Origin of the sequence: Kriegella aquimaris, assembly GCF_900103215.1 — a bacterium.
GTDB lineage: Bacteria > Bacteroidota > Bacteroidia > Flavobacteriales > Flavobacteriaceae > Kriegella > Kriegella aquimaris.
Genome location: NZ_FNGV01000019.1, coordinates 43,942 through 68,759, shown reverse-complemented (window position 1 = coordinate 68,759; position 24,818 = coordinate 43,942). Strand labels below are relative to the sequence as shown.

Below are 24,818 nucleotides of genomic sequence, written 5' to 3'. Positions count from 1 at the left end.
CATTTGCTTTAGTCTATGTTATTTCCGCGTATAGCTGGGCCATCATGCCCATTCCCATTTGGGCAATGACCCTATAATCCCCTCGTTGTAAAGGCACTCCTCCCCTGTTGTCTTGGGAAACGCCCTTTAATAAACCATCGGGTGTCAGATAATCGGATAGGGCCTTCCAACATTTTTCAGCATACCTTCGGTACGTTTTGGGCAAAAGCCCTTCTCGAATACCGATTAGAATAGCGGTCGAAATTCCCGCGGACCCAGAGGTGTCGGGCGCATTGTCCGTATCCATAAAGCCGTTCCACAACCCGTTTTCTTGCTGCATGGCAATCGCATTATCCACTCCCTTTTTAAAAGTCTGGATGATTTCTTCATCCTGAATTTCGTCTTTCAGCTCCGAAATGGTCCGGGCGAAGCCCAAAAGGGTCCAAGCTGCCCCCCTTGCCCAATTTTCAAAGGTATAGGTCCCCGTATCGGTATGGTACCTGAGGTTTAGTTTCTCTTTTTCTATCAACACGCACCGATTCCTAAGTTGCTCGAGTGCCCTTTTCTTTAATCCACTGTCGTTCCATGCCTTCCCGATCACGGCCATCGGATAGGCTACCGTATAACATCCTTCAGCGGTTATGGTAGAGCCGCCCGTAACCATTCCATTCTCTTGGGTATAACTGTCCCAGGCCTCGATGACAGTTTTTAAAATCGGGTGGTGCGGACTGATCCGGGCCAAGGTGGCATAGGGGATCGTGGATTCTATGCCGTCGATCTCGTTGTCCCTGGGGTCGTTCCTGGAATTTTCATACTTCAGGTTCTCCCCATCAAAGAATAAATCAAAATGTTCCTTAATCGCGGCAAGTGCCCTTTCCTCTCCCTTTAGGGAATATAACTGCCAAAGTCCATCGAGCACGGTTCCTTCCCGCCACCCAAAGGCCTGAATCGAATCGACCGACATGAAGCTTTGCAAAAAATCTGCAATGGTCCCTTTTTCCTTGGAGGACACCAGCAAATGTGGATTGAAAACAGTATTGCCCAATTCCATATTCGACTGCCCGAAAAAACCAAAGGGCTTGGATGTCAACAGCTTTACCTGCAATCCATAGGTATTGATGCCGTTGCTGTGCCTGCCATCGATCTTCAGCTCATAAGGTACCAATACCGAAGAATTCCTGATATCGAGGACCCCTAATTGGGTGTCTTCCCCATCCGGGATCGAGACCTGTAAAATGGCCTGCTCCCACATTTCCACGGCCACCGATAGCCGCAAAAAAAAATGTTTCCCCCTCAGCAAGTGGTCGGGCTTCAGCAATACGGTACCATCGGGATCAAGAATATGGGGCGACCATCCAAAGGCGATCCGTTTATCCTTTGCCGGGGCGGCGGTGGTGCCCACGACCTGTAAGGGAACCCTCTGTTGTCCTTTGATTCCCGCTTGGTCAAACGCGGAGCCCAAGGCTACGTTCGGAACCATATAAAGTCCCATTCCGGCTACCTGTATATTTTTAATAAAATTTCGTCTTTGCATGTTGTCGATTATTTGAGCATTCCTATTACCCATAGAAAGCTGAAACTATTTTGAAGCGATCCTTCTTAAATATCGGGCCGTTTTAGCTGACATTTCATCCGGTCGGTACTTTATTCTCTTGGGCGATTTTCCAAACAACTCTTTAAACCAAATACTTCCCGCCAGGTAGCACCCGTCGCTACTGGCGTGAAACCGATCCTTTGAACTCCATAGATCAATACCTTCCCTTTTCTTGAATGAGCGGTAAAAGGCATCTCCAGAAGGCAAAATGGTGGCATTATATCGTTCGGAAAGCACTTTATAATTCTCTTTTAGTCCTATATACATTTGATCTGCAGTAATCCCAAATCCTTTCAAACGCGAACAATCGGGCGCATAGGCCCAGGTTTCGTGAATATATATTCTGGCCTTGGGCGCATATTTATTTATGTATTCACGAATTTCATCGGCATAGGGCTGGTACGATTCGGCCTTAAAACTAAGATGGCTCACCTGCTGAATGGTAACAATATCCCAATCATCGGCCATCAACCAGTCTTTTAGCGACTTGCCATTATAAGGTTTGCGCAATGGGTCTTGTTCACATTGCTTGATCAGGTCTGCGTGTTTTTCAAGGTAACACCCCCCGATATTGGCTTTGCCAATGCGAATTTCGCACCCTTTTACAGATGCCGCAATTTGCTGTAAATACTTAGTAGCATTGTCGGCAAAGCTATTGCCGATGGTCAATATTCGAACGGTGTCGGCTACCTTTTTATAATTATTACCACTAAAGGCTTCCGTAGGTTGGACAAAAGTTAAAAGGAACAGCAACACATAAAAATTGAATCTCCAGCTTTTCATAAAATGTTTCATTTAGATTTTGATGTTTTTGTAACAAACTTACAAACGTTTTGATTCACGAATTCGGTTTACTCCCCGAAACGCCGCTATAACCTTCCACCTTTCTTGGTTTTTAGTGGTTGTCCGGATTCCTACATATTTTTTGGATGGATGTCATCCCACCTCTATTCAAAGTCAATCATCTTTAGCTCGATTGTTCCAACCGAACCTCCCGGTTTGGAACGTATCTGCGTTTTGAACTCAACTTTCACTTCCTCCGTATCCGAGAAATGTTGCGAATTATTGATCAAGAATATTTTATCACCTTTCATTTGTATGGCCTCCGAATTGGGAACATTATTAATTTCAATTTTCCAATCTTTAAAAGCAAGTCCATATCCGCCCGATTCCTTTTTTTCATATCCCCGGTCATGGGTAATATAGCGGAAATTTAGCTCGAATTGCCCTACCTTATTTATCAGGTACGGTGTTAAATCGAAACTCAAATCCTCCCATTCTTCGGTATAAGTCCGATTATCCCATCCACCTAACGTTATTGTCTCATTGTTCAATTCTCGTTTTGTATCCTCGGGTAATTTTTCAATATTAAAAATAGCAAAATTGACTATAGAAGGCGTAGCAATGGCTTCAGTCATTCGGAGCCTTACTTTTGAAACACTTACGGGGGGAAATTCCTCTATTCGTTTACTACCGACCGATGTTCCTTCCTTTATAGTTTTCCAAAGACCGTTCGAATAGCCCTCGATAGCGAATTTCCGTATGCGTTGACCTTTAAATATATCTTCTTGTAATATGACAGAATTAATATCCACCATTTTTTTAAGGTCTATTTCTAGTACATTCCCCTCTCCCGAAACAGATGCTATCGATTTATCGAATCTGCGGGCAATTTCCTTTCCAAAAGCTTTATAACGCTGTACATGTGACTTAGGAATCAACCCGGTCGTATCAGGGGTCGCGTTTAATAAAAGCATACTCCCCCGGCCCACTGATTTTTTATAAATATCCATTAAATCAGTTACACTCAATAAAATATTGTCCGTATTTGGCGCCCAGAACCATCGGTAGGAACGGTCATTCATCAAAAAGGGCACATCTACCTCGACAGGGGCGTAGGCTTCACCCTCGGGGTCGGAGGACAATGCCGTTGCTTGCCCAGTGGCCAGATCGGCATTGTCAAGGGTGTACCAATTGGGGTATGGAGCGATCCCCCTTTCATTGCCCACCCAACGGATGGTCGCTTGGGGACCCTGAAAAATTACGGCATCACTGGCATGTTCTTCAAGAATATCGGCGATATCTATCACACAACTTCCATCGAACCATACTTCTTTCATTGGCTTGTACTTTGACAAGACCTCAGTAAGTTGTTGCCGGAATACTTTATTATAGGATTCCTGCTTGCCAGGATCTTCTGTGCGGCCACCGCTACCAAGACCGGCACCCCAAGTTTTATCGCCCGGATAAATATATACGCCAAGCTCCAGGCCATACTTGTCACTTGACCGGGAAAGTTCTTCAAGCAGATCGCCCTTCCCGTCTTTCCAAGGAATATTTTTAACACTGTAATCGGTAGTATTGGTCTGCCACCAACAAAATCCTCCCGAATGCTTGGCTACAAAGACAATCATTGTTGCTCCCCAAGATTTAGCCACCTTGCACCACTGATCAGTGTCAAGTTGGGAAGGGTCGATCCTGTCCATCGATAGGGAATTGTCGTCTTGGCTAAGTCCCGTCCAGGTATTCGGTGCGAAATGGATGAACATGAGCCTTTCGTTTTTTTGCCAATGTGCTTGGGGACCTGACGGTAGCGGTATCATACGCTGGGTCACCAGATAATCGGTTGCCCGTAAGACAAAATCTACGATGGGCTTGGGATTTTGAAGACTGTGCGGGTGATGCCCGATTCCTGGTTTATGAATAACATTGATCAACCCTCCCGCATCTTTTATTTTTTGTTCGAACAATGCAGTATGTTCTGAAACAGGAACCACTTCATCTGCATCGCCTACCACATGCAACATGGGGAAACCCCCGTTGGCAATTTTTTCCGTTAAATCAAGTGGATTTCCTTTAAATGCAAGTGCTTCTTCCGTATTGAAGTTGAATACCGTTTTAAAATTAGCCCATTTTTTTGGGAAATCATGTTCTGTGCCTTTCGAATACAATTTAAGGTCCAACATAGGTGCATCACCATAAACGGCAGAAACCCGGTCAGGATGAAAGGCAGCCCATCGATAAATATAAACACCTCCCCTGCTCATCCCTTCCATGACCGATTTAGTCGACAGACCTGCTTTTGTAAGTAGTTGATAGAAGCCATCCCAAATTAAGAGGCCTTCCTTGTTTAAAAACGACTCATACACATCACAATAAACCACATGAAAGCCCCTTTCCAAAAGCGCTATTTCGACCTGCGGCTCATGTCCCCAGTAACGGGAACGCCAAATCCAGGGTTTACCGACCGCTACATTTTTGGGCACGACAATTTTGGCATTATGACCCCTAAACATAAAATCATGTCCCTGAAAACCGTGAAAATTGAAACCGGCCGCATCCTTTGGTAAATAGTTGGAAAAATCCACTGGTTCAACGAATTTCATTTTGACCAGTTCACTTACCCTTCTAGCAATAACCGTTGCACCTGCCGCAGAGGGATGAACCTTGTCGGGGAACAGCTCTGGAGATTCGATCAATAGATTATATAGGTTTAATATTTCGCTGTTTGTTTCATAGGCCACCTCCCTCACCATAGGTAGTAGCTTTTCACGTACTATCTGCGCCGTAATACCCGTAGTGTCATTAGAAAATACAGGAACAGGCAGTAGTAGCACGACCCGCGGTTTGCTCGGTAAGTTTTTAAAGGATGCGATCAAGTCCTTGTAATCTTGCACATATTCGTCCAAAAAGACCCTGTTGACAGGTTTGGTATCGTTGGTACCCAACTTGATAAATACCCAATCGGGCCGGGAATCTAGCGCCTTTTGATAGGCTTCCGTTTTCCAGTAGGGCAGATTGCCCTTGCGTAGCATGGTAGTACCGCTGACCCCAAAATTTTGAACATCGTAACCATCGCCCAGTATTGACCCCAGTTGCGCCGGATAGCTGTTCACCTCCCGATTTTCAATTCTGGCGCCATAGGTTATACTGTTACCCACACAGGCGATGCGTACCTGAGATTGCCCAAAAGAATGATTTGCCAGAAAGAACATTACAAAAACAGCAAATACTAGTGGATTTACGTTGTTCGCCCGAATATTGCTAAGATTTAGAAACCTTGATTTTCCTCTTCCCAAACAGCTCGTCCACACTTTAAGAAACCCATAAACATTGACAATTGAAATTCTCTGATTAAAACTCATCTATTTATTTTTAGAATTCGCAATAGTTCCCATATTCTATCTTTATAAAATCTTGTTCAATTCTCCAACAATCTTCCTATTACCCCACTTATTTTTTCTGCCAGTCTCTCGTAGCCTTCCTGTTTATAGTGCACATCTCCTTTGGAGACACTATACTTCTCCAATTCGGTTACCATCAGCTCATAAAGATCGATGACCTGAATTCCGTTTTCCGCCATTACTTGTCGGGCAATCATGTTTCTTTCCAGTATTATTCCATTTCTTTTTGGGTCCAATTTCAGATCAGGCTCCTTTGATGGCACAGGGGTTGTCAAAGCGTATAGCAGCTTACAGTTCTTGGACTTATGCTTTTTAAGAAATTTCACGAACTTCCTGAGACCTTCCTCGTACTGCTTCCCATTAAGGTGCCAACCATGCAGTCCATTATTGAAATGTATGACCGAGTGGCCGTACTTGCCCATGGCGATCTTAGTTTCTTTTATCAACGAAGGATCCGCAATGCTCCGTGAAGTGGCATACCGGTCGCAGTTGGCCTTTTCGGATAATTTTGATGAAACCTTTTTAAAATACCCCCTCGTAATCGAATTGCCGATGAACAAAACCCGAGGCTTTGAAGTATCGGGCTCGTTCTCCCACCAAAGATCACTCCATTCTATATTTTCTCGGATAACCTCCTTGGTCGAATTGCAACCTTGGAGTATTAGCGTTAATAACAAAAAACCATAGAAGAAATTTAACTTCATCATTGTTTACCCTCTTTAAAATTCAAAATTTTTAGAATTGGCATTATAAAATAACTAATCAATAAAAGAACGGATTTCTTCCGCCCAAATCTGATAACCCTTTTCTGTCGGATGGCAGAAATCACCAGCTATATCTTTAAGTAAAAGACCTTTATTATTAAGCATTTTTGGACCAATGTCAACAATTGCAATGTTATTTTCATCGGCATAAATCTTCAGTAGATGGTTAGTCTCATCAATCAATTTACGTCGGGGATGATCCGGGAATTGTTCCCTGGGCATTATGGCCATCAAAACAATTTTTGCGCTAGGCACTTTGATTCTGACTTTTTTGTAAATTTCATCTATTCCCTCAACAATTTCGGGGGCTGTATTTTTTCTAGCGTTTACAGTTTCACTGGTATTGTTGGTGCCGACGTGAATAATAACCAAGCGTGGATTTAGCCCGTCTAGCTCTCCATGGTCTAAACGCCAAAGTACATTTTGTATGCGATCCCATCCAAACCCGAGGTTTAAAACACGATGATTACTAAAAATAGAATTCCAAGATTTAGGACCATTAGGATCGCGTAATCTCCCGTCGGAATACTTTAATTGTGGCAGTCCTCCCCAAAAGTGGGTAATGGAATTGCCTATTAAAACAATTTCAGGATTTATTGAATCCTTTATTCTCAAAACCTCAGCATGGCGAGCCCACCAATCATAACTGTCATTTTCTAGTTTCGGGACAGGAACAATGGCCGTATTTTCATTGGAAACAACACTAATGGACTTTTCTTGGGAATGACCATAATTCGCGAAAATTAATAAAATTAAAATCCGAAAAAAAAACTTCAGAATTCTATTTCTATCTTGCAATTTCAAAGTCTTGATTACCAATTTTAATAACATTCTAACTTTCTTATTATTGGATTGCCTTCAGACCTGACGACCTCCAACTTTATACCTGAATAATTTCCTTTATTTAAAACTTCAATACGTTTATGACCAATTGAGCTCCCTGTGTTTACTAATTCCCATTCACCGTCTTCTTTCCCATAAAGCTTATATTCTCGAACCCGTTCCCCTTTGGAAATATCTTCTTGTATTATTACATGTTTAACTTTTTGGGATTTTTCAAAATCAATTTCATAAAGGTTCCCCGTCCCCGTTGTTTGGCCCAATGGTTTCGAAAACTGTTTTTGCACTTCGCCCCCAAACTCCTCGAGCCTTTTCATATCGGCCTCTGGCACCAAGCCCTGGTCATCTATAACAATTCCTAAAAGCATATTGGTGTTGCGACCTACAGTTTGAACATACCTTTCCATCAAGTCGTCCAATGTTCGAATCCGATCTTCTTCCCCCTCATGCCAGAACCAGCCTCCTTGAAAAGCATGTTTGCGTAAAGCGAAATCTGCTTCGCCAGGACACCAATATTTGCCTGAAGGATCACCGTTCAGACCTTTAATCTGGACCATACCCGTCGCTGTTGTCGTAGAATCTGCGGTAGCCCAACATGGATAAGGAGCTACACCTTCTTCATTCCCGACCCAACGGATATTGTTCTCGAACCCAAAGGGGCCCTGAAAAGCAATTGCATCAGGCTGGTATTTTTCTACAAGGGAAAGCATTTCTATACCCCCTTTTTCGGGAGGTAGAACACCGCCATCAAACCAAATTTCAAATAGATCACCGTATTCGCTCCATAATTCCGTGAGCTGGGTCTTTACTACTTCATTGTATCTTTTTTGTTCCTCAGGATCACCTGACAAAACCAAGCCTGGGTTATCTACATGGAAATAGGCATTGGCGGAGGCACTGGCATATAAGCCAGGCTTCACATCGTATTTCTTGCATGACGCAATAAAATCTTTTACAATATCTCCTTGCCCGTTTTTCCATGGCGAATTTTTTACGCTGTATTCATGGGCTTTGGTCGGCCAAAGGCTAAACCCGCTACAATGTTTGGCGACCAATACGGCATAGGTTGCCCCTGCGGCTTTTGCGGAACGAATCCATTGGTCGGTGTCGAGTTTATCGGGATTAAATACTGACGGATCGGGTTGATAGTCCCTAGTCTTGCGCCATTCGTAATCAGGCTCGAACACTTGTACATCCAAGTGAAAAAGTGCGCCGATTTCGGCATCTGCCCATTCTGTTTGAGACTGGGTAGGAAGAATCAGTCCTGATTGTCCCTGTATAAAGAAGGGTAGACCAATAAGGGTCAGAAGTAAGAATCTAATTATTTTCATATTACTTTTCTTTATTTTCACAACTAAAATCACAACAGGACAGAATGACCAATTTTCTGTCCTTTCCTTTTCTGCCCTATCGTGACTTTTAGTTTAAAATATAATTTATTATTCTGACCAGCCTGGATTTTGGGTCAGGTTAGGGTTTAACGTGATTTCCTGTATGGGAACAGGATAGAGATAGAGTTTATCATCCCACGTTCTGGTCAAACCTGGATATAAAACCCGGTATTCTTCTGTATCAGGGTCAAGAGCACCAAGAAATGAATTAGGTCCTTCCAAAAGTTTACCCGCTTTCCATCGCATTAGGTCATCGAACCTGAACCCTTCGGCGGCCAGTTCTACGCGACGTTCTCGCCGAATTTCATTAATCAAGTCTGAAACCGGAACCTCCCAGTTTGGCCAGTTTGGATCCACGAACCCAACATCCAAGGTCATAGAAGGCATATTGACTCGTTCTCTCAATTTGTTAACACTAAGATCCAAATCTGACTGATCTATTTCCCCTAACTCAGCCTTAGCTTCAGCATAATTTAGCAAGACTTCCCCATAACGGAATATAAATTCGTCAAGAGTGCATCGCTGGTATTCAAAATCACGCTGGGTAGGAGAAAATTGTTTATATATCCGATAACCTGTAAAACACAATCCATTATCAAACTGTGGGGCCTCTTGATTTTGCACCTCACCATCACTGGTGATATGATATGGCTGATCAGGCGTGTAAATAGATTGTTTCATACGAGGATCCCGATTTTCAAATTCTTGCATGTAGTCATTTACATTATCACCTTGATATTCCGTACTATTCGCTATGGGAAGCCCATCATTACTTAGATAGGTCAAGGCAAAATCTTTAGTAAAACCGCTACCGGATTCACCAAGTTGTCTTACTCGATTTGACATCAAAAGATTTTCGGAATACTGCTTAATCATTATCGCTTCACTATTACCAGAAAGCTCATCTATGATAAAAAGGTTATAGTAGTCTTCATCTGGATTACCTGTATTGTAAATTTGAAAATTGCCCGAGTCAATAATTTCTGTTGAAGCTTCAACAGATTTTCGCAATAAATCTTCGAAATCACCTAAACCGTGATATTTTTGCCATGTTCCTTCATATAAACAAATACGGGACTTCAACGCTAGAGCAGCATATTTGGTCAACCGATTTTCACTGGAGGTTTCTGGTAAGTTGCTAATGGCAAAATCCAAGTCCGCTACGATTGAATCCACCACTACATTTCTAGAAGTTCGGGGTATGTTCAATTCCCCCGAGTCAACGTTGAGTTCCTCATCAATCCAAGGTACATCTCCAAATTGCTTGACCTTCCCATAATAATTCCAAGCCCTAAAGAATCTCACTTCACCAACATAGGTATTGATAAGTTCGGCATCACCCTCAACGGTCTGAAAATGTGTAAGAAAAAAATTGCAACTTCGTATTGTAGCCCAATCATTCTTGCCCCATCCCCCACCGGTAGAAGGAATTACGTATTCATTCCAAATAAAGGCGTTTCGATTGGCCGGGCCCTGGTTATCGGTCATATTATCTGCTTGCCAGTTACCCGAGGTCGAAAGTTCTGCATAAAATTGATTGGAATAAGTCTCTAGATCCCCGAGGGTTTTCCAATAATTAGCCTCATTGATCTTATCGGGTGGATACCTGTCCATAAAATCATTGTTGCAAGAAGCAATAAGGCCTATAAAAGTCAGTATGAATATTGTTCTAGTTAAGGTTTTCATTTGTGTGTTTTTCATGGGTTGAACTTAAAAAGAGATGTCTAACCCAAAAGAATGGGTTCTATTCAAAGGATACATGTTGACGCGATTTGATTCCGGATCAAAAATGCTTTCCACCTTTGTGAACTCGAATAAATTTTGACCAGAGTAGTAAACACGAAGACGCTCGACAAATATTTTCTCTAACCAAGCTTTGGGAAAATTATACCCGACGGATACTAATTTCCCACGTAAGTAAGATCCATTTTGCAAATACCTACTTTGAGCAATGCCAATTTCACTACCGTTCAGACGAGGCCTTGGGAAATATGCATTTATATTATCTTGGGTCCAATAATCTGTATTAAATTTTTGGGGAACGGACCATTGGGAAGAATAATGGGCATAGAAAAAAGTATTTCCTGGATAGAAATCTCGCTTACCGACACCTTGCAAGAAAAGACTAAAATCGAAATTTCTCCATTGAGAATTTAGTTGAATACCATAGGAATACCTTGGTGTGCTATTGCCAATTACCTTAAGGTCTCCGTGGTCGCTTAGGGTCTGTGAACCCCTCGTGATTCCCGGCACTCCATCTAAATCTTTAAATTTCAAATCACCCGCCAAAGGGGCATGACTCACGACTTCCGATTGGTCATAATTTTGAGCCTCTTGATCAGACTGAAATAAACCTTCTGTTTCAAAACCCCATATTTCCCCTAATTTTTGTCCAACATAATAATCTGCCAAAACCCCGTTGGGATTATCATATTTCTTAATTTCCGAAGAATAATCGGAAAATGAAAAATTAACACCGTAAGTAAGTTCTTCGCCAATTTGGTCTTTCCACGATAAAAAGAGTTCCCAACCTTTGGTACTTAAATCTGCGGCATTTGTCTGCGGCTCACCCGTACCGAGTACGGCTGGCTGAGTTTTAGATTTGGTCAACATATCTTTCGTATCGCGTTGATACCAATCGAAAGTTCCTGAAAGTCGATTTTTTAGCATTGAAAAATCGAATCCAAAATCCAATTGACTCACCGTTTCCCAAGTCAATGACGGACTCACCAATCCTGGAGCATATACGGTGACTGGTTTTTCACCGTTCAGCAAATAATTCACCTGCCCTGTACCGTAAGTGGCAATGTAGGGATAGTAATTTCCGTCAAGAGCAGATTGATTACCTAGACTTCCGTAAGAACCGCGAATTTTGAATTCATCCACAGTATTTTTCAATTCGCCCCAGAAACTCTCATTAGAAATACGCCATCCAGCTGAAAATGATGGAAAGAAACGAAACCTATCTTCGCTCGGAAATCTTGAAGAACCATCATATCTGCCGTTGACCTCTAAAAGATATTTGTTGGCAAAAGAGTAATTGAGTCGAAAAAATCCACCTCGAATAGCCAATTCATTGCCCGAATCACCTCCGGCCCATTCTCCTGAAGCTGTACTAATATAGGGTATATCATTACTAATCAAATCTGCTCTTCGAACCCAAAAAGAATCAAATTGTTTTTCTTCTTGATTAAAGCCAATCATCGCCTTTAAATAATGCGACCCAAACTCTTTTTCATAATCACTGTAAATATTGAGCGCAGAATAGCGATTGCCTTCTTCATCTTTTCTAACCCAATTTGGGGTAGTATGCGGAAATAGAACAGCTGGACCAGCGGCATCATAATCCCAATACTCTTTCAGGTCATGTACGTTGGTTTTATTGAAATAATTGTAGGTATAATTCATATTTATTGACAACCCATCAATAGGCGTCAAGCGTAAACTACCGGTTACCCAAGCATCATTCGTCTTATATTCTCTATTTCCACCCTGACTCAAAAAAGCTGGCATATTTGTAAAATAGCCATTTCCAGAGTATCCGGCAAAATTGCCGTCTGGGTGATACACAGGCATAATAGGCCTTGAATCTTGGGCCATATATAGGTTATCAGCGTTTGAAAAACTTCCGCGTTTATTGTCGGGGATATCATTCTGATCGGCAATATTGAAAGTAGCTTTCATTCCAACCTCTAACCAAGAATTGATTTTATACTTGACGTTCTGTAAGATATTTATCCTCTTATAATCTTCATCAAACCATTTCATCAAACCTTTTTGATGCAAAAGCCCTAAAGACGTATAGTAACTAACTTTATCACCGCCACCACTTATACTTAGGTTATAATTGTTAATGGGGTAATGATCTTTCAGCATTACTTCCGTCCAATTGGTATTTCCATTATACCTCCATAAATTGGATGGATCAACGGAATGATGGAACACTGCTTCATTTTGTTCTGGATTGTTATAATAGGCTTCAATGCGCTCCATTGTTTCATCATCAAAATAATTGGAACCATTCGTGTTGGTGTTAGCCGCATTCATCCAATTGGCATATTCCATGGAATTCATATACTCAGGACGGCCGGTGGGTTTATTGAGCGACACATTGGTACTGAAAGAAATAGTCGGTTTGTCAGTCTTTTTACCCAATTTGGTTGTAATCAAGATGACACCATAAGCAGCTCGGGCTCCATATATTGAAGAAGAAGCAGCATCTTTAAGTACCGAAACAGTCTCGATGTCTTCGGGGTTGATCAAATTCACATCCATCTCAACACCATCTACCAATATTAAAGGTTCTCCACCGTTAATAGATGTGGTACCTCTAATGTTGAAAGAGGCTCCTCTACCGGGTGCACCGCTGTTTAAGTTTATATTAAGGTTAGGAATTATTCCCTGCAAACCCTGACCTAAATTTGTAATGGGCCGATCTTCAAGTACCTCTGAAGATATTTGCGAAACAGCGCCCGTGAGATTCACCTTCTTCTGAGTTCCGTACCCAACAACAACAACCTCTTCCAAGCCAGATGTACTTTCTTCCAAAATCACTGAAATGGATGTTTGACCAATAAGACTTACCTCTTTAGTTGCAAAACCAATATAGGAAACTATTAAAACAGCGTTTTCATCTTGTACAGAAATTGAAAAATTCCCGTCGAAATCTGCGGTAACCCCATTCGTAGTACCTTTTTCGATAATATTTGCACCGGGTAAGGGAATACCTTTAGAATCTGCTATTGTCCCAATTATTGATTGTTGTATGGTTAAAGGGGATTCGCTGCCAGAATCAATCTCTGGCACTGAAACTTGTTTATTGTGCTTCTTCTTTAAAAGTATTTGTTTATTGAATACTTCATAAATGATGTCCGTATCAAGGAAAAGTTTATTTAAAATATTGGAAATTTTTTCTTTGCGCACATTAACACTTACTTTCCTCTTAATGTTTATTTTTTTTGTATCTACAAAAAATTTGAACTCACTTTTTGATTCTATTTGATCTAGAACATCCCCTAGGTTAACATCATTCATTTCTAATGTAATACGTGCCTTTTGGGAGTAGCTGGTCGCATGGATCTGAAAGATGGACATTAAAATTAAAAATGCGGATAATTTCATTTTAAGATCCCATTTTAGGGCATACGTAGATGTACACCTAATACTAATAGGTTTTTTCATACTTTTGTAATGTTTAAAAATTGGTTAATTCAGTTTAGCCATAACCTATAATCGGGAAATGTTACGAGCATTTTCCGATTTTTTTATTATGGTAGTATTCGATGCTTAAATTAGTCTTTATCCATAGGCGTAGCTGAGTATTTTGTAAATGATTATTTGATGATTATTTGATTTTCTTTGATTTTGTATTCGATACCATACGTACGGTCTAAAATTTCTAATATTTCCTTTATACTTTCATCCGAGAAATAGGCATTAAAAGTATTTTTATCTAAAGCCTCATTCGAATTGATTATGGAAACATTATAATGTCGCTCTAGCTTCTTACGAATTTCGCTAAAAGGAGCATCTCTAAAAACAAGTCTATCTTTTAGCCACGCTGTATAGATACTGGTATCAACATCGTCAATTTGAAAATCTTTATGTTCCTTACTCCACATTCCCCTTTTTCCAGGTTGAAGTACTACTTCCCCTTTTTCGATATTTGGTTGAATAGAATCGTACAATTGTACGCTTCCTGACACCAAAACAGTACTTATGCCATCGTCTTCAGAGTAGGCAGAAACATTAAATTCCGTACCCAACACCCTTACATTGACAGCTCCTGCACTAACGATAAAGGGATTCGCTTTATCCTTGGCTACCTTAAAAAAAGCCTCTCCCTTCAGAAAAACTTTCCTCGATTCATTTTTTATAAAATGAATAGGGTACCTTATACTAGACCCTGAATTAAGGTATACAGTGGTACCATCTGAGAATTCTAATTCAAACCTTTTGCCGTAAGGCACTTTTAATTCATTATATTTTATAGATTCCAATTTTTTAACTGGTTTATACACTATTTTTTCATGGGTCTGAACTGCTATCACCTGTCCATCCGAGTCAAGAATATTGCTGCTTTCAGACTCCTTCAATTTTTCAACTGTTCCATTTGTCAAATACAGATTAACCGTCTCATCCGATATTTGCAAAGTTGGTTCAGCAGTATTAGATTTCAGCATTAATATGAAAGCAAGGCCCAACCCAATAAATCCAACAAAAATTGCAGCATATTTCAGGAAGGTTCGGGACATTATTTTTTTGGACTCTTCCTTCGCATTTTCCTTGGATTTTATTTCCTCCAAAAAAATTTCAAAAGCTTCTTGCGAGTCCAACCTTAAAGATTGTTTTGACAATAGAAAATCAACCTCCATAGCTTCGGCAAATTTTTCCTTGACCTCTGCTAAGTGATAATCTTTTATGAGCTCAACCATCCGCGTTTCATCAATTTTACCATCGAGGTAATCTTGAATAAGATGTTTTAACGTGTCGTTTTTCATATACAATGATTATCATTTACACAGTTAAGACCCTTATATTATCACAAACCCTACATTTTTTTTGAAAATTTTTTAATTTTTAACAATATTTGATAATTTTTTACAAGATTTACATAAAATAATGCAATTAATTTCTTTTCCATTTGTTCAAAACAGACATCTTATTACTCGATAGTTTAAAAAAAGGTGACGAAAGGGCTTATAAACAATTGTATAATCTTCATTACAATAACTTGGTGGTCTACTGTCATAATTTAACCAAGGACCAGAACAGGGCCAAGGACATTGTACAGCAAACCTTTGTGAAAATTTGGATAAAAAAAGACTCCTTGTACATAAAATCATCAATAAAAAGCTATCTATACCGAGCGGTTTACAATACTTTTCTTAAAGAATATCAAAAAATAAAACAGGAAGAAAAGGCCCTTATGGAAATAAAAAATGGTGCTTTATTGAGTTTAATTCATGAGGATGAAAATATACAGGAAGAAAGAATGAAACTTCTCGAATTAGCAATAGCGGATTTACCAAGAAAGAATAAGGAAGTGTTTTTACTCAGTAAGAAATTTGGATATCAATACAAAGAAATTGCCGCTGAGCTCGATATTTCTGAAAAAGCCGTAGAAAAACATATTAGCAGGGCAAAGAAATCAATAAAAGAATGGTTCGAAAAAAATAAGGTGGTAGTGTTCTTTATCCTATTTAGAACTAAGCTATAATGTAATATAAGCCTAGCCTTCTTATGGCAGGAAAGCAATTTGACCACTATTTCGATTAAATTTTCAAGGTATATTCAACTGAAGATATTTCTAATCATGGTACTTATAGATGTACATAACCAATTCGAATTACCATACAAATTGTACAAAAACTGTAGCGTTAATAGTTTTGCAACCCCAGCGAAAATAAAGAGGTAGCTAAATAGGACTTTATTACTGTTTTAAATCCTTTCCAAATAGCAAAAAGAAAACACCATTCATTTTACCATCGAGTGTCTTACGTAAAATCGAAAACGCCTTGGTAATATGACCTTCAACAGATTTTGTAGATATATTTAAGTACTCCGCAATTTCATGGTTAGTAAGACCTTCTTGTTTACTTAGCAAAAAAGCTTGCTTACACTTAGGTGGCAGGTTCTCAATTTCGCTTTTTACATATGCAATTATCCTTTCCAAAGAATTTTCTGAATCCTCTTGAACAAAAACATTAAGAGTGTCGATATGCACCTTTTCCAATGAAAAAACAGTTCTCATTTTTCGGTATTGGTCAATAAACCGGTTGTAAACCGATTTGTACAAATAATTAGTCAAATCAATATCATCCTTCAACTTTTTACGTTGTTTCCAAATTTTGATAAAAACATCCTGTACAATATCCTCAGATAAATCGATATCCCTAATAAGTCCTAATGCATAAGTACATAACTTATGATGGTAGGTTTCGACCAAATAAGTATATGCTTCTGAATCTCCCTTTTTTAGACCTTGAACAAAATTAGCCTCATTGGCAAAAGTGTTTTGCATTATGCGAAAATTGAAATAATTATAGTGTATGGTTGCCAAATTATAAAAATAATTATTAAAAAAGCAAGGGTTGTGTAAAATTGATGCGTTTAATTAATGGAATCAACTATAACATGTCTAAAACAATAAAAACCCTTATTGTAAAATACCTAACGAAAGAAGCAACCATTTCTGAACTGGATGAGCTTTCTAGGCAGATTGATGATTCCTCCAATAAAGAGGAGTTAATAAAGTATATAAAAATCAATCATGCAATCGATTTCAATATGAAAAAGTTTGGTACTGACAATTCCAAAAAGCAGCTGCTGGAGTATATAGAACGGGAAAAGAAAACCCAAACGAGGCGAAAAGCATTTAATGTGGTAAAATATGCTGCCGTAATTCTATTGCTTTTTGGTCTCGGGTATTTTTATAAAAACGGATTCCAGCAAAAAACTCCTACTCCATTGAACACTAAAGAAATGGCCCCGGTAGTAAGTATAGATCCTATAAACGTAGGTTCGGATAAGGCTACCCTTACTTTAGAGGACGGCACACAAATTGATTTAGAGAAAGGAAAGACCCTGCACACCAAGAACATACAAAGCAACGGGGAAAAATTGGAATATGCCCCTACCGACAGTTCCAATACTGAGATAGTCTATAATTATCTTACTATCCCGCGAGGAGGTCAATTTCACCTGAAATTAGCAGATGGAACCTTGGTTTGGCTCAATTCGGAAAGCCAGTTAAAATATCCGGTGGATTTTGTCGAAGGTGCTACCAGGGAAGTGGAACTGGTCTACGGCGAAGCCTATTTTGAAGTGTCGCCCAGTACGCAACACAAGGGCGCTACTTTTAAAGTATTGAACCCCTCTCAAGAGATAGAGGTGCTGGGAACAGCGTTCAATGTAAATGCCTATAAAGACGAAAAAAACGTGTATACCACTTTGGTCGAAGGCGAAGTAAGTATTAGCGTAGGTACTACAAAGCAGATTCTAAGACCAAATCAGCAGTCGAAAGTAAATCTTGAGAATAGTAATGTTACTATCATTCCTGTGAATGTAGCTTATGAAGTTTCATGGAAAAAAGGGTTCTTTAGTTTTAAAGGCAAATCGTTGGAAGATATTGCCAAAGTATTATCCCGCTGGTACGACGTCAATATTATATTTTCTAGACCAGAGCTTAAAAATGTAAAATTTAATGGTGTTTTAAGTAAAGAAGAAACAATCGAAGAAATACTAAATAGTATTTTAACTACTAACTCAATAAAGGCCTATGAAATAAAGAATAAAAAAATTACCATAAAATAAAGAAAAGGAATAAAGTTTATACCTGGACAGTACTGTGCTTTATCCCCTCTTTGAATCAATTGATTAACACTATTTAACCAACCAATATTCAAATTTATGAAAATTAAATTTCCTAACAATCTTTTCCGCCAGCGGAAAGAGCTACTAAAGTTCATCATGAGAACCTTTATTTTTTTGCTTTGTTCCACTGCGTTTGGTTTTACTTCGAGCGAAATTTTCTCACAAAACACAAAGATTCAGATAAGTAAAAATCAGATAGTTTCAATAGATGCTGTTTTCGACTTACTGAGAGACCAGACCGAATATACTTTTATATATCAAGAAGATCTTTTCAAGGACACCCCAAAAGTTGAACTAAGAAAAGGAACTATTCGAGCGAACAAATTATTGGAAACGTGTTTTTTAGACAAGAATTTCAAATTAGATATCAAAGGTAATAAGATAGTAATTACTAAATCCGACACTTCTATAATAGCTAAGCAAACAACCACAGTTAGTGGTGCTGTTTCGGATAGTGATGGTAGACCCTTACCGGGTGCCAATATTGTAGAGAAAGGAACGACCAACGGCGTTACCGCTGATTTTGACGGAAATTTTGTTTTGGACATTTCTAACGACAACGCCGTTTTGGTGATTTCATATATTGGTTTTGCCACCAAAGAAGTCCGTGTAAATGGGCAATCCATTATTTCCATAAGTTTAGCGGAAGATGCTGCCGGTTTAGATGAAGTTGTACTCATTGGCTATGGTGGCGTAAAACGAAGTGACCTTACAGGTTCGGTAGCTTCGATTACCTCTGAAGATATTGAAGAAATCCCCACCAATACCGTGAGCAACTTGCTACAAGGTAGGGCGGCCGGGGTTCAAGTGACCACGGGTGATGGAGCTCCTGGAGGAGGAATCAATATTAGAATCAGGGGAACCAGCACCATCACCGGATCGACCGAACCCTTATATATCGTAGATGGTTTTCCCGTTAATAGTGACAATAATGATCTTTATGTAGGTGGAGGAATAAATGAAGGTTCCGTAGAGGGAGCAGCGGCTACGAAGGTACGGCCTAACGCATTGTCAATGATCAATCCGAATGACATAGCAAATATTGAAATTTTAAAAGATGCTGCAGCTACAGCTATTTATGGAAGCAGAGGAGCCAACGGTGTGGTACTTATTACTACAAAAAGGGGTAAAGCCGGTAAGACCCAAGTGAATATTAATTATTCGACCGGCGTAAATACTATTATTCGTAAACTAAAAAGGTTAGATGGCCCAGCATATATTAATCGGGTGACCGAAGCCGAAATAAACGGTGGAGTACACCCTGATAACGTACGTTTTAATGGTTCCGATTCATTTCACCCCTTAGCCCAAAATGCGGGAACTTATGATTGGCAGGATTTGATCTATAGACCTGCAGTTGTACAGAATCTAGCCGTATCCTTTACAGGGGGCAATGAGAATACCAAGTTCTTATTATCAGGTAAGTATTATGATGAAGAGGGAATTATGATTACTTCGGGTTTTAAAGATGCCCAAGTACGTCTGAACCTTGACCAAAAAGTTGGAAGCTTTCTCAATCTAAAAACCAGTTTGCTGTTGAGCCACTCTGTTGAAAAAAGAGTGCCTACCGGTTCGGGTTTCAATTTTAACGCGGTAACAGCCGCTTTAGGGTATTCTCCTGCTCATAACCCCGAATGGTTTGAAGAACGTACCGGCTTGTGGTATACAGATACCAAAGCATCTAATCCTGATACAAATCCCTTAAAAATATTGGAAGATGTTGAAAGCCCCATTAATACTAATCGGGTTTTGGGCAATGTACAAGCCGATTTCCATTTGACCAAATCATTGACTTTTACGGCAAGTGCAGGATTAGATTATTCCGATGCAGTACGAAAAACCTATGTAAAAAGAACGTTGACTTTTTTCGGTTCCCCTGTGCCTCAAGGTAGCGCTGATATCAACCATTTAGAAGCAATTCGCACCAATGGGAATGGCTACTTCTCATGGTCAAATACGTTTGGCAGCCATAACTTGGATGCCGTAGGTGGGGTAGAACTAATATCCCAGACCATATCCAACTTAAATTTGGGTATCGATGATTTTGCTACGGACGAACTTGGAACAGATAATCTGGCAGGAGGAAATAGTGAAACTATAAATTTGAGCAATGGGAAACGAAAGTGGCAGACCGTTGGTTTTTTTGGCAGGTTGAATTACAACTATAAAAGTAAATACTATGCTAGCTTGAATGTAAGGCAAGATGGTTCTTCTGTATTCGGGGAAGCGAATAAATGGGCTTTTTTTCCGTCTCTGGCCTTAGCCTGGCGACCTAGTGAAGAAGCTTTTATGCAAAATCAAGATCTTGTTTCCAATTTAAAAATAAGAGCCAGCGTGGGGCAGACGGGTAATGGTGCGCTAGACCCCTATAGTTCCATAGGACTTTGGGGTATTTCAGGAAATGCATATAGCTATGACAATCAAATAGTCAATGGTGTACGTTTGTCAAGAATATCTAACCCAGACCTCAAATGGGAAACCACAACACAATACAATTTGGGGCTTGATGCACGTTTCTTCAATAGCCGGATCGGTTTTACTTTCGATTATTTCCTCAAAGATACAGATGACCTGATACTTCCTGTTGTAATTCCCAGAAGTACCGGTTTTGGGTCTTCTATTCAAAATTTAGGCTCGTTGAGAAATAGTGGTGTAGAATTTGGTGTTGACGCAGTAGTGGTTTCTAACGAGAATTTTACTTGGAATTTAAATGCCAACCTATCCCGAATAAGAGCAAAGGCGACAGAAGTAGGTGAAGGAACAGCCGTAGACCCAAACACAGGTGAACCTTACATCGAAGTGGCTCAATGGCCCAGAAGAGGTGGTCCTAGATTATATAAAGGGCAGCCTGCCGGACAGATTTATGGCTACGTGATAGAAGGTATTTTCCGTGATCAGGCGCAGGCAGATAGCTGGCCCGTAGACATGGATCCACAAAGAAACCTGCACAAAGAAGGGTTCTATATCTATAAGGATATAAATAATGATGGTATAATTACAGATGCGGATCGTGAGTCTTTAGGAACAGGGCAGCCAGACTATGTATTTGGTTTCACGAATCGCTTCAATTATAAGAATTTTGATCTTTCTCTTTTCTTTCAAGGTGTTACTGGTACCGATATCGTCATGTTTTATGGTGGCGATTCCGATAAACCAGAAGCTTCGGACAATTGGACCCCAAACAATAGAGATGCCTTTAGTGCAATCAACAGTACGGCCAATAACAGCCGTAAAGGCTTGACCTTTGACAACCGACAAGTACAAGATGGTAGTTATCTACGTCTTAAAAACGTTCGTTTGGGTTATACTCTACCCAAGGCCATTGGCGTTTTTAGTGGCATTAATATCTATCTCAATGCCTCTAATGTTTTTACACTTACTACTTACGATGGATACAATCCCGATGTAAGTTCCGGTGGTTCTTTTGCTTTCGGTGAAGGCTTTGATGCAGGGGTTTACCCTTTGTCCAAATCCTATACCTTGGGTCTGAATTTTAACTTTTAAATCTTAGAGCATGAAAAATATATTTTATTATATAGCCCTTCTTTCAATTCTTATCATTCCTACAGCATGTGAACAGTATTTGGAAGAAGAAGTATTTAGTACTTATGGTGAAAACAATTTCCCTACTGGAGCAACGGTAGAAACAATGGTCAACGAGAACCACAGACTAATGGGCATGCTGGTCGTCTTTAATCATAGAATGGGTTGGGCCACTGAAATGCCAACACCTTCGATGCAATACAATTTCCGAAATATACATGAAAGGAACAACCTATCCACGTGGAGTTGGAATAATGAATATGGCGACCCTGCCTATTATGATATTATGGAACGACTCTGGGACGTAGTCAGAATGTCCAACGACATTATTGAAAAGGTGCCAGATATTCAAATGGAAGATACACAAAGACAGGCCGAAATTGTAGGGGAGGCCAAATTTCTGAGGGGCTTGGCCTATTTTTATGGGGTCCGGTTGTGGGGCGGAATGCCTATAGTAGACAAGCCCCAAACACTTGATGACGACCTTTATCCCGCCAGGGCATCTATTGAGGAAACCTACGCCTTTTTGACCAAAGATTTTGAGGATGCCGCTGCCATATTGCCCACAAAAAGCGAGTATACAACAAGAGGCTTCAATGCGGGTCATGCCACAAAAGGTGCAGCACAGGGCATGTTGGCCAAAGCTTATATTACGATGGCCGGCGAACCGTTGAAAGATAACTCTCGCCTTGGAGAGGCCAAAGTTCTTCTAGAGTCGGTAATTTCCTCTGGGCAATACTCTTTGATACAATCGGCTACCCCTTACGCCGATCTCTGGGATTGGAATAACGATAACAACGACGAAATGATGTATGTCATTCAGAAAGAAGGTATTCAACAAAATTTTCGGGGTATGTTCGGTTACTTTACACCTAATGTTTTTACAAGAGATATTTGGACAACCGGAACGGATTACTCTCGCGGGTCAGCCCTCGACGGTGTTCCGCCCGAGTTTGCCAAATGGTTTCAATCACATGATTCGGGACCTAGGTTTCAATGGACCATCATTACCGAATTCGAATTAGTCGATGACAAACCCCCCTTTTTAGCGGGAGAAATATTTACTATGGAAGATGGTCCGCAAGCCCAAGCATATATAGGCAAATACCGAGCAGTGGGTGCAGAACTAGAAAGTAATTTCTCTTGTCCCAATAATTTTCCAGTATTGCGCTATGCCGACGTGTTACTGTTGCATTCCGAAGTTTCGAATGAACTTGGCACCCAAGATTACTCGGGTCTCAATACGACCAGGGAAAGGGCCGGACTGCCACCGTTAGCTGGGCTATCGCAAGATGACTTTAGAGATTCGATATTCGTCGAACGCGATCTTGAGTTGACCTATGAACAACAAATGCTGTTCGATATGCGGAGAAGGGGCTTGGAGTATACCAAATCGAAATTGGAGGGCTTTTTTAATCCCAATCAGAACGAGTCTTCTCCTGGTGCAGGGGATGGTTACCCTCAAGATTTTCAATTTACGATCGAACCACATCGAATGTTATTTCCTTATCCACCAAATGAAATGCTTTCAAACCCTAATCTAGTACAGAACCCGGGTTATTGAAAATAGTTGAGTTGAGTTAGTATAGTTGAGTTAGTTTTGAATAGTGCCATCACAGGAAAACTGAGGTGGCATTATTTCAATAATAGAGCCCGTGAAAGAATAACCAATAATATTAACAAAGTGTCTGTGAAATAAGGAGCCACTCAAAGTTATTAAGGACTGGGGAAACCGTTGATCTCACTATGGCTTATTTAAAAATTAAGACTAATCTCGTAAAAAAATAATATTCAAATCGATTTAAGGAAATATTAATAAAGCTATATTCAAAAAAATAGATTTTTATGAAAGTTCAAAATCAGCAACCGCTAAACATTAGCAGTTTGACTATACTATCACTGGTTTTTTTGATGCTCGTCCAATGTACTACTTCTGAGAAAGAATTTTTTTTCGATGGATATACAGTAAGAGGTGGTTTGAATAACGTGCTATTTAAGATGAAAAATAGGGATACTGTTAGAATAGCCTATTTAGGCGGCAGTATCACTGCACAGCCGGGTTGGCGCATTCATTCATTCAATTGGTTCAAAGAAAATTATCCTGAAACTGAGTTTGTGGAAATCAACGCAGCAATAGGAGGAACTGGTTCTCCATTTGGAGCTTATAGGCTCAAAGACCAAGTATTACAATACAATCCTGATTTAGTATTCGTCGAGTTTGCAGTAAACGACTCTAATACTAATCCAGAGGAAATTACCCGTTCCATGGAGGGAATTACCCATCAAATTTGGAAACAAAACCCGGAGATAGATATCTGTTTTATCTATACAATTAAAGAAGACTTTTTAGATATCTACAAAAAATATAGTCTGCCATCTTCTATTGCAACAATGGAAAAAATTGCAGAGCATTACCAGATTCCATCAATCAATTTTGGCCCAGAGGTTCTTCGAAGGGTAGATGAAGGCAAAGTTCTATTTAAGGGCAATAAGGAAACTAACGATAGCATAGTAGTGTTTAGTCCTGATGGGGTTCATCCATACCCCGAGTCAGGTCACAAAATTTATCATGAGGTATTTGTACGTGCACTTACTGAAATGAAATCAAAATCAGCTGGCACTGTTCTTAAGCACAATATTGTCAAACCCCTCAATGCCAACCCATCTGTGAATACAAAAATGATTGATTGGGGTATAATTGATTCAAAAGAAGAATTAACCGCTATTGAAACCAAAAGCGACTCCATTTTCAAAAGATTCTCAAGATACTTTAATAGTATTGGAAAAGGTGTACCTGGAGATTCTTTGTCTTTTCAGTTTCGAGGTAAAGCCTTTGGGTTTTATGACGTTATTGGTCCAGGTACAGGAACCCTTGAAGTCTCTGTTGATGGAGAGAAACAAAATCACAACCGGTTTGATGGTTATTGTACCTATTGGAGAATAAGCTATAAAACCATAGGTGGATGGACTGATTCCATTCATACGGTATCAATTAAAGTACGCGACGAACCTATCGACAAGAATAAAATACTGTCTGCAAATAACCGTTCAATGGGCCAATCTGAGGATTACACGGAAATCAACTGGTATCTCGCCAAAATATTATTAGATGGTGAGTTGATAGAAAACAAAAATTATAATTGATTTT

At 39.9% G+C, this 24,818-nt stretch carries 15 protein-coding genes; 5 read left to right on the top strand and 10 right to left on the bottom strand.

Annotation, left to right across the window (positions count from 1 at the left end; all coding sequences use genetic code 11):
* Nucleotides 1-13 precede the first annotated feature (13 nt).
* From BLS33_RS22900 to BLS33_RS22860, 9 genes are all read right to left on the bottom strand, one after another.
* Nucleotides 14-1,513 carry a glycoside hydrolase family 88 protein gene (locus tag BLS33_RS22900; RefSeq protein WP_176801489.1) on the bottom strand — a complete coding sequence of 500 codons (1,500 nt, stop codon included), beginning with the start codon at nt 1,511-1,513 and terminating at the stop codon, nt 14-16.
* A gap of 45 nt (nt 1,514-1,558) precedes the next feature.
* A complete protein-coding gene (locus tag BLS33_RS22895) occupies nt 1,559-2,356 on the bottom strand; it encodes a DUF4886 domain-containing protein (protein ID WP_176801488.1) in 798 nt (265 codons plus the stop codon).
* Between the two features lie 164 nt (nt 2,357-2,520).
* Nucleotides 2,521-5,718: an alpha-L-fucosidase gene (locus BLS33_RS22890; protein ID WP_089895359.1), complete on the bottom strand. Its 3,198-nt coding sequence runs from the start codon at nt 5,716-5,718 to the stop codon at nt 2,521-2,523.
* A gap of 56 nt (nt 5,719-5,774) precedes the next feature.
* Nucleotides 5,775-6,464, bottom strand: a complete 690-nt coding sequence (locus BLS33_RS22885; RefSeq protein WP_089895357.1) for an SGNH/GDSL hydrolase family protein — start codon at nt 6,462-6,464, stop codon at nt 5,775-5,777.
* A 51-nt stretch (nt 6,465-6,515) separates the two neighbouring features.
* A complete protein-coding gene (locus BLS33_RS22880; RefSeq protein ID WP_089895355.1) occupies nt 6,516-7,352 on the bottom strand; it encodes a GDSL-type esterase/lipase family protein in 837 nt (278 codons plus the stop codon).
* A complete protein-coding gene (locus BLS33_RS22875; RefSeq protein ID WP_089895353.1) occupies nt 7,343-8,692 on the bottom strand; it encodes an alpha-L-fucosidase in 1,350 nt (449 codons plus the stop codon). Before BLS33_RS22875 ends, BLS33_RS22880 begins: the two co-directional genes overlap by 10 nt.
* 108 nt (nt 8,693-8,800) lie before the next feature.
* Nucleotides 8,801-10,438: a RagB/SusD family nutrient uptake outer membrane protein gene (locus BLS33_RS22870; protein ID WP_089895409.1), complete on the bottom strand. Its 1,638-nt coding sequence runs from the start codon at nt 10,436-10,438 to the stop codon at nt 8,801-8,803.
* A gap of 24 nt (nt 10,439-10,462) precedes the next feature.
* Nucleotides 10,463-13,933, bottom strand: a complete 3,471-nt coding sequence (locus tag BLS33_RS22865; RefSeq protein WP_218129631.1) for a TonB-dependent receptor — start codon at nt 13,931-13,933, stop codon at nt 10,463-10,465.
* A gap of 152 nt (nt 13,934-14,085) precedes the next feature.
* Nucleotides 14,086-15,252 (bottom strand): FecR family protein, encoded by a 1,167-nt coding sequence (locus BLS33_RS22860; protein WP_089895352.1) that lies wholly within the window; start codon nt 15,250-15,252, stop codon nt 14,086-14,088.
* Between the two features lie 143 nt (nt 15,253-15,395).
* Between BLS33_RS22860 and BLS33_RS22855 the strand changes: the two genes are divergently transcribed.
* The gene (locus BLS33_RS22855; RefSeq protein WP_089895350.1) at nt 15,396-15,971 is read left to right on the top strand and encodes an RNA polymerase sigma factor; all 576 of its coding nucleotides are present in this window, start codon (nt 15,396-15,398) and stop codon (nt 15,969-15,971) included.
* Nucleotides 15,972-16,184: 213 nt separating this feature from the next.
* Here the strand turns inward: BLS33_RS22855 and BLS33_RS22850 are convergent, their stop codons facing one another.
* The gene (locus BLS33_RS22850; protein ID WP_089895348.1) at nt 16,185-16,775 is read right to left on the bottom strand and encodes an RNA polymerase sigma factor; all 591 of its coding nucleotides are present in this window, start codon (nt 16,773-16,775) and stop codon (nt 16,185-16,187) included.
* A 113-nt stretch (nt 16,776-16,888) separates the two neighbouring features.
* Here BLS33_RS22850 and BLS33_RS22845 point away from each other — a divergent pair, with 113 nt between their 5' ends.
* The 4 genes from BLS33_RS22845 (at nt 16,889) to BLS33_RS22830 (ending at nt 24,814) form a co-directional block, all read left to right on the top strand.
* Nucleotides 16,889-18,067, top strand: coding sequence for a FecR family protein (locus BLS33_RS22845; protein WP_176801487.1), 1,179 nt, complete (start codon nt 16,889-16,891; stop codon nt 18,065-18,067).
* A 96-nt stretch (nt 18,068-18,163) separates the two neighbouring features.
* Nucleotides 18,164-21,631 carry a SusC/RagA family TonB-linked outer membrane protein gene (locus BLS33_RS22840; RefSeq protein WP_089895344.1) on the top strand — a complete coding sequence of 1,156 codons (3,468 nt, stop codon included), beginning with the start codon at nt 18,164-18,166 and terminating at the stop codon, nt 21,629-21,631.
* 10 nt (nt 21,632-21,641) lie between these two features.
* The gene (locus BLS33_RS22835; protein ID WP_089895343.1) at nt 21,642-23,234 is read left to right on the top strand and encodes a RagB/SusD family nutrient uptake outer membrane protein; all 1,593 of its coding nucleotides are present in this window, start codon (nt 21,642-21,644) and stop codon (nt 23,232-23,234) included.
* Nucleotides 23,235-23,515: 281 nt separating this feature from the next.
* Nucleotides 23,516-24,814, top strand: a complete 1,299-nt coding sequence (locus BLS33_RS22830; protein ID WP_089895341.1) for an SGNH/GDSL hydrolase family protein — start codon at nt 23,516-23,518, stop codon at nt 24,812-24,814.
* Nucleotides 24,815-24,818: the final 4 nt, after the last annotated feature.

Coding starts and splice junctions, on each gene's coding strand:
- BLS33_RS22900 (WP_176801489.1), bottom strand. CDS start 1,513: ATGCAAAGACGAAATTTTATTAAAAATATACAGGTAGCCGGAATGGGA.
- BLS33_RS22890 (WP_089895359.1), bottom strand. CDS start 5,718: ATGAGTTTTAATCAGAGAATTTCAATTGTCAATGTTTATGGGTTTCTT.
- BLS33_RS22840 (WP_089895344.1), top strand. CDS start 18,164: ATGAAAATTAAATTTCCTAACAATCTTTTCCGCCAGCGGAAAGAGCTA.
- BLS33_RS22860 (WP_089895352.1), bottom strand. CDS start 15,252: ATGAAAAACGACACGTTAAAACATCTTATTCAAGATTACCTCGATGGT.
- BLS33_RS22835 (WP_089895343.1), top strand. CDS start 21,642: ATGAAAAATATATTTTATTATATAGCCCTTCTTTCAATTCTTATCATT.
- BLS33_RS22870 (WP_089895409.1), bottom strand. CDS start 10,438: ATGAAAACCTTAACTAGAACAATATTCATACTGACTTTTATAGGCCTT.
- BLS33_RS22850 (WP_089895348.1), bottom strand. CDS start 16,775: ATGCAAAACACTTTTGCCAATGAGGCTAATTTTGTTCAAGGTCTAAAA.
- BLS33_RS22885 (WP_089895357.1), bottom strand. CDS start 6,464: ATGATGAAGTTAAATTTCTTCTATGGTTTTTTGTTATTAACGCTAATA.
- BLS33_RS22845 (WP_176801487.1), top strand. CDS start 16,889: ATGTCTAAAACAATAAAAACCCTTATTGTAAAATACCTAACGAAAGAA.
- BLS33_RS22830 (WP_089895341.1), top strand. CDS start 23,516: ATGAAAGTTCAAAATCAGCAACCGCTAAACATTAGCAGTTTGACTATA.
- BLS33_RS22875 (WP_089895353.1), bottom strand. CDS start 8,692: ATGAAAATAATTAGATTCTTACTTCTGACCCTTATTGGTCTACCCTTC.
- BLS33_RS22880 (WP_089895355.1), bottom strand. CDS start 7,352: ATGTTATTAAAATTGGTAATCAAGACTTTGAAATTGCAAGATAGAAAT.
- BLS33_RS22865 (WP_218129631.1), bottom strand. CDS start 13,933: ATGAAAAAACCTATTAGTATTAGGTGTACATCTACGTATGCCCTAAAA.
- BLS33_RS22895 (WP_176801488.1), bottom strand. CDS start 2,356: ATGAAAAGCTGGAGATTCAATTTTTATGTGTTGCTGTTCCTTTTAACT.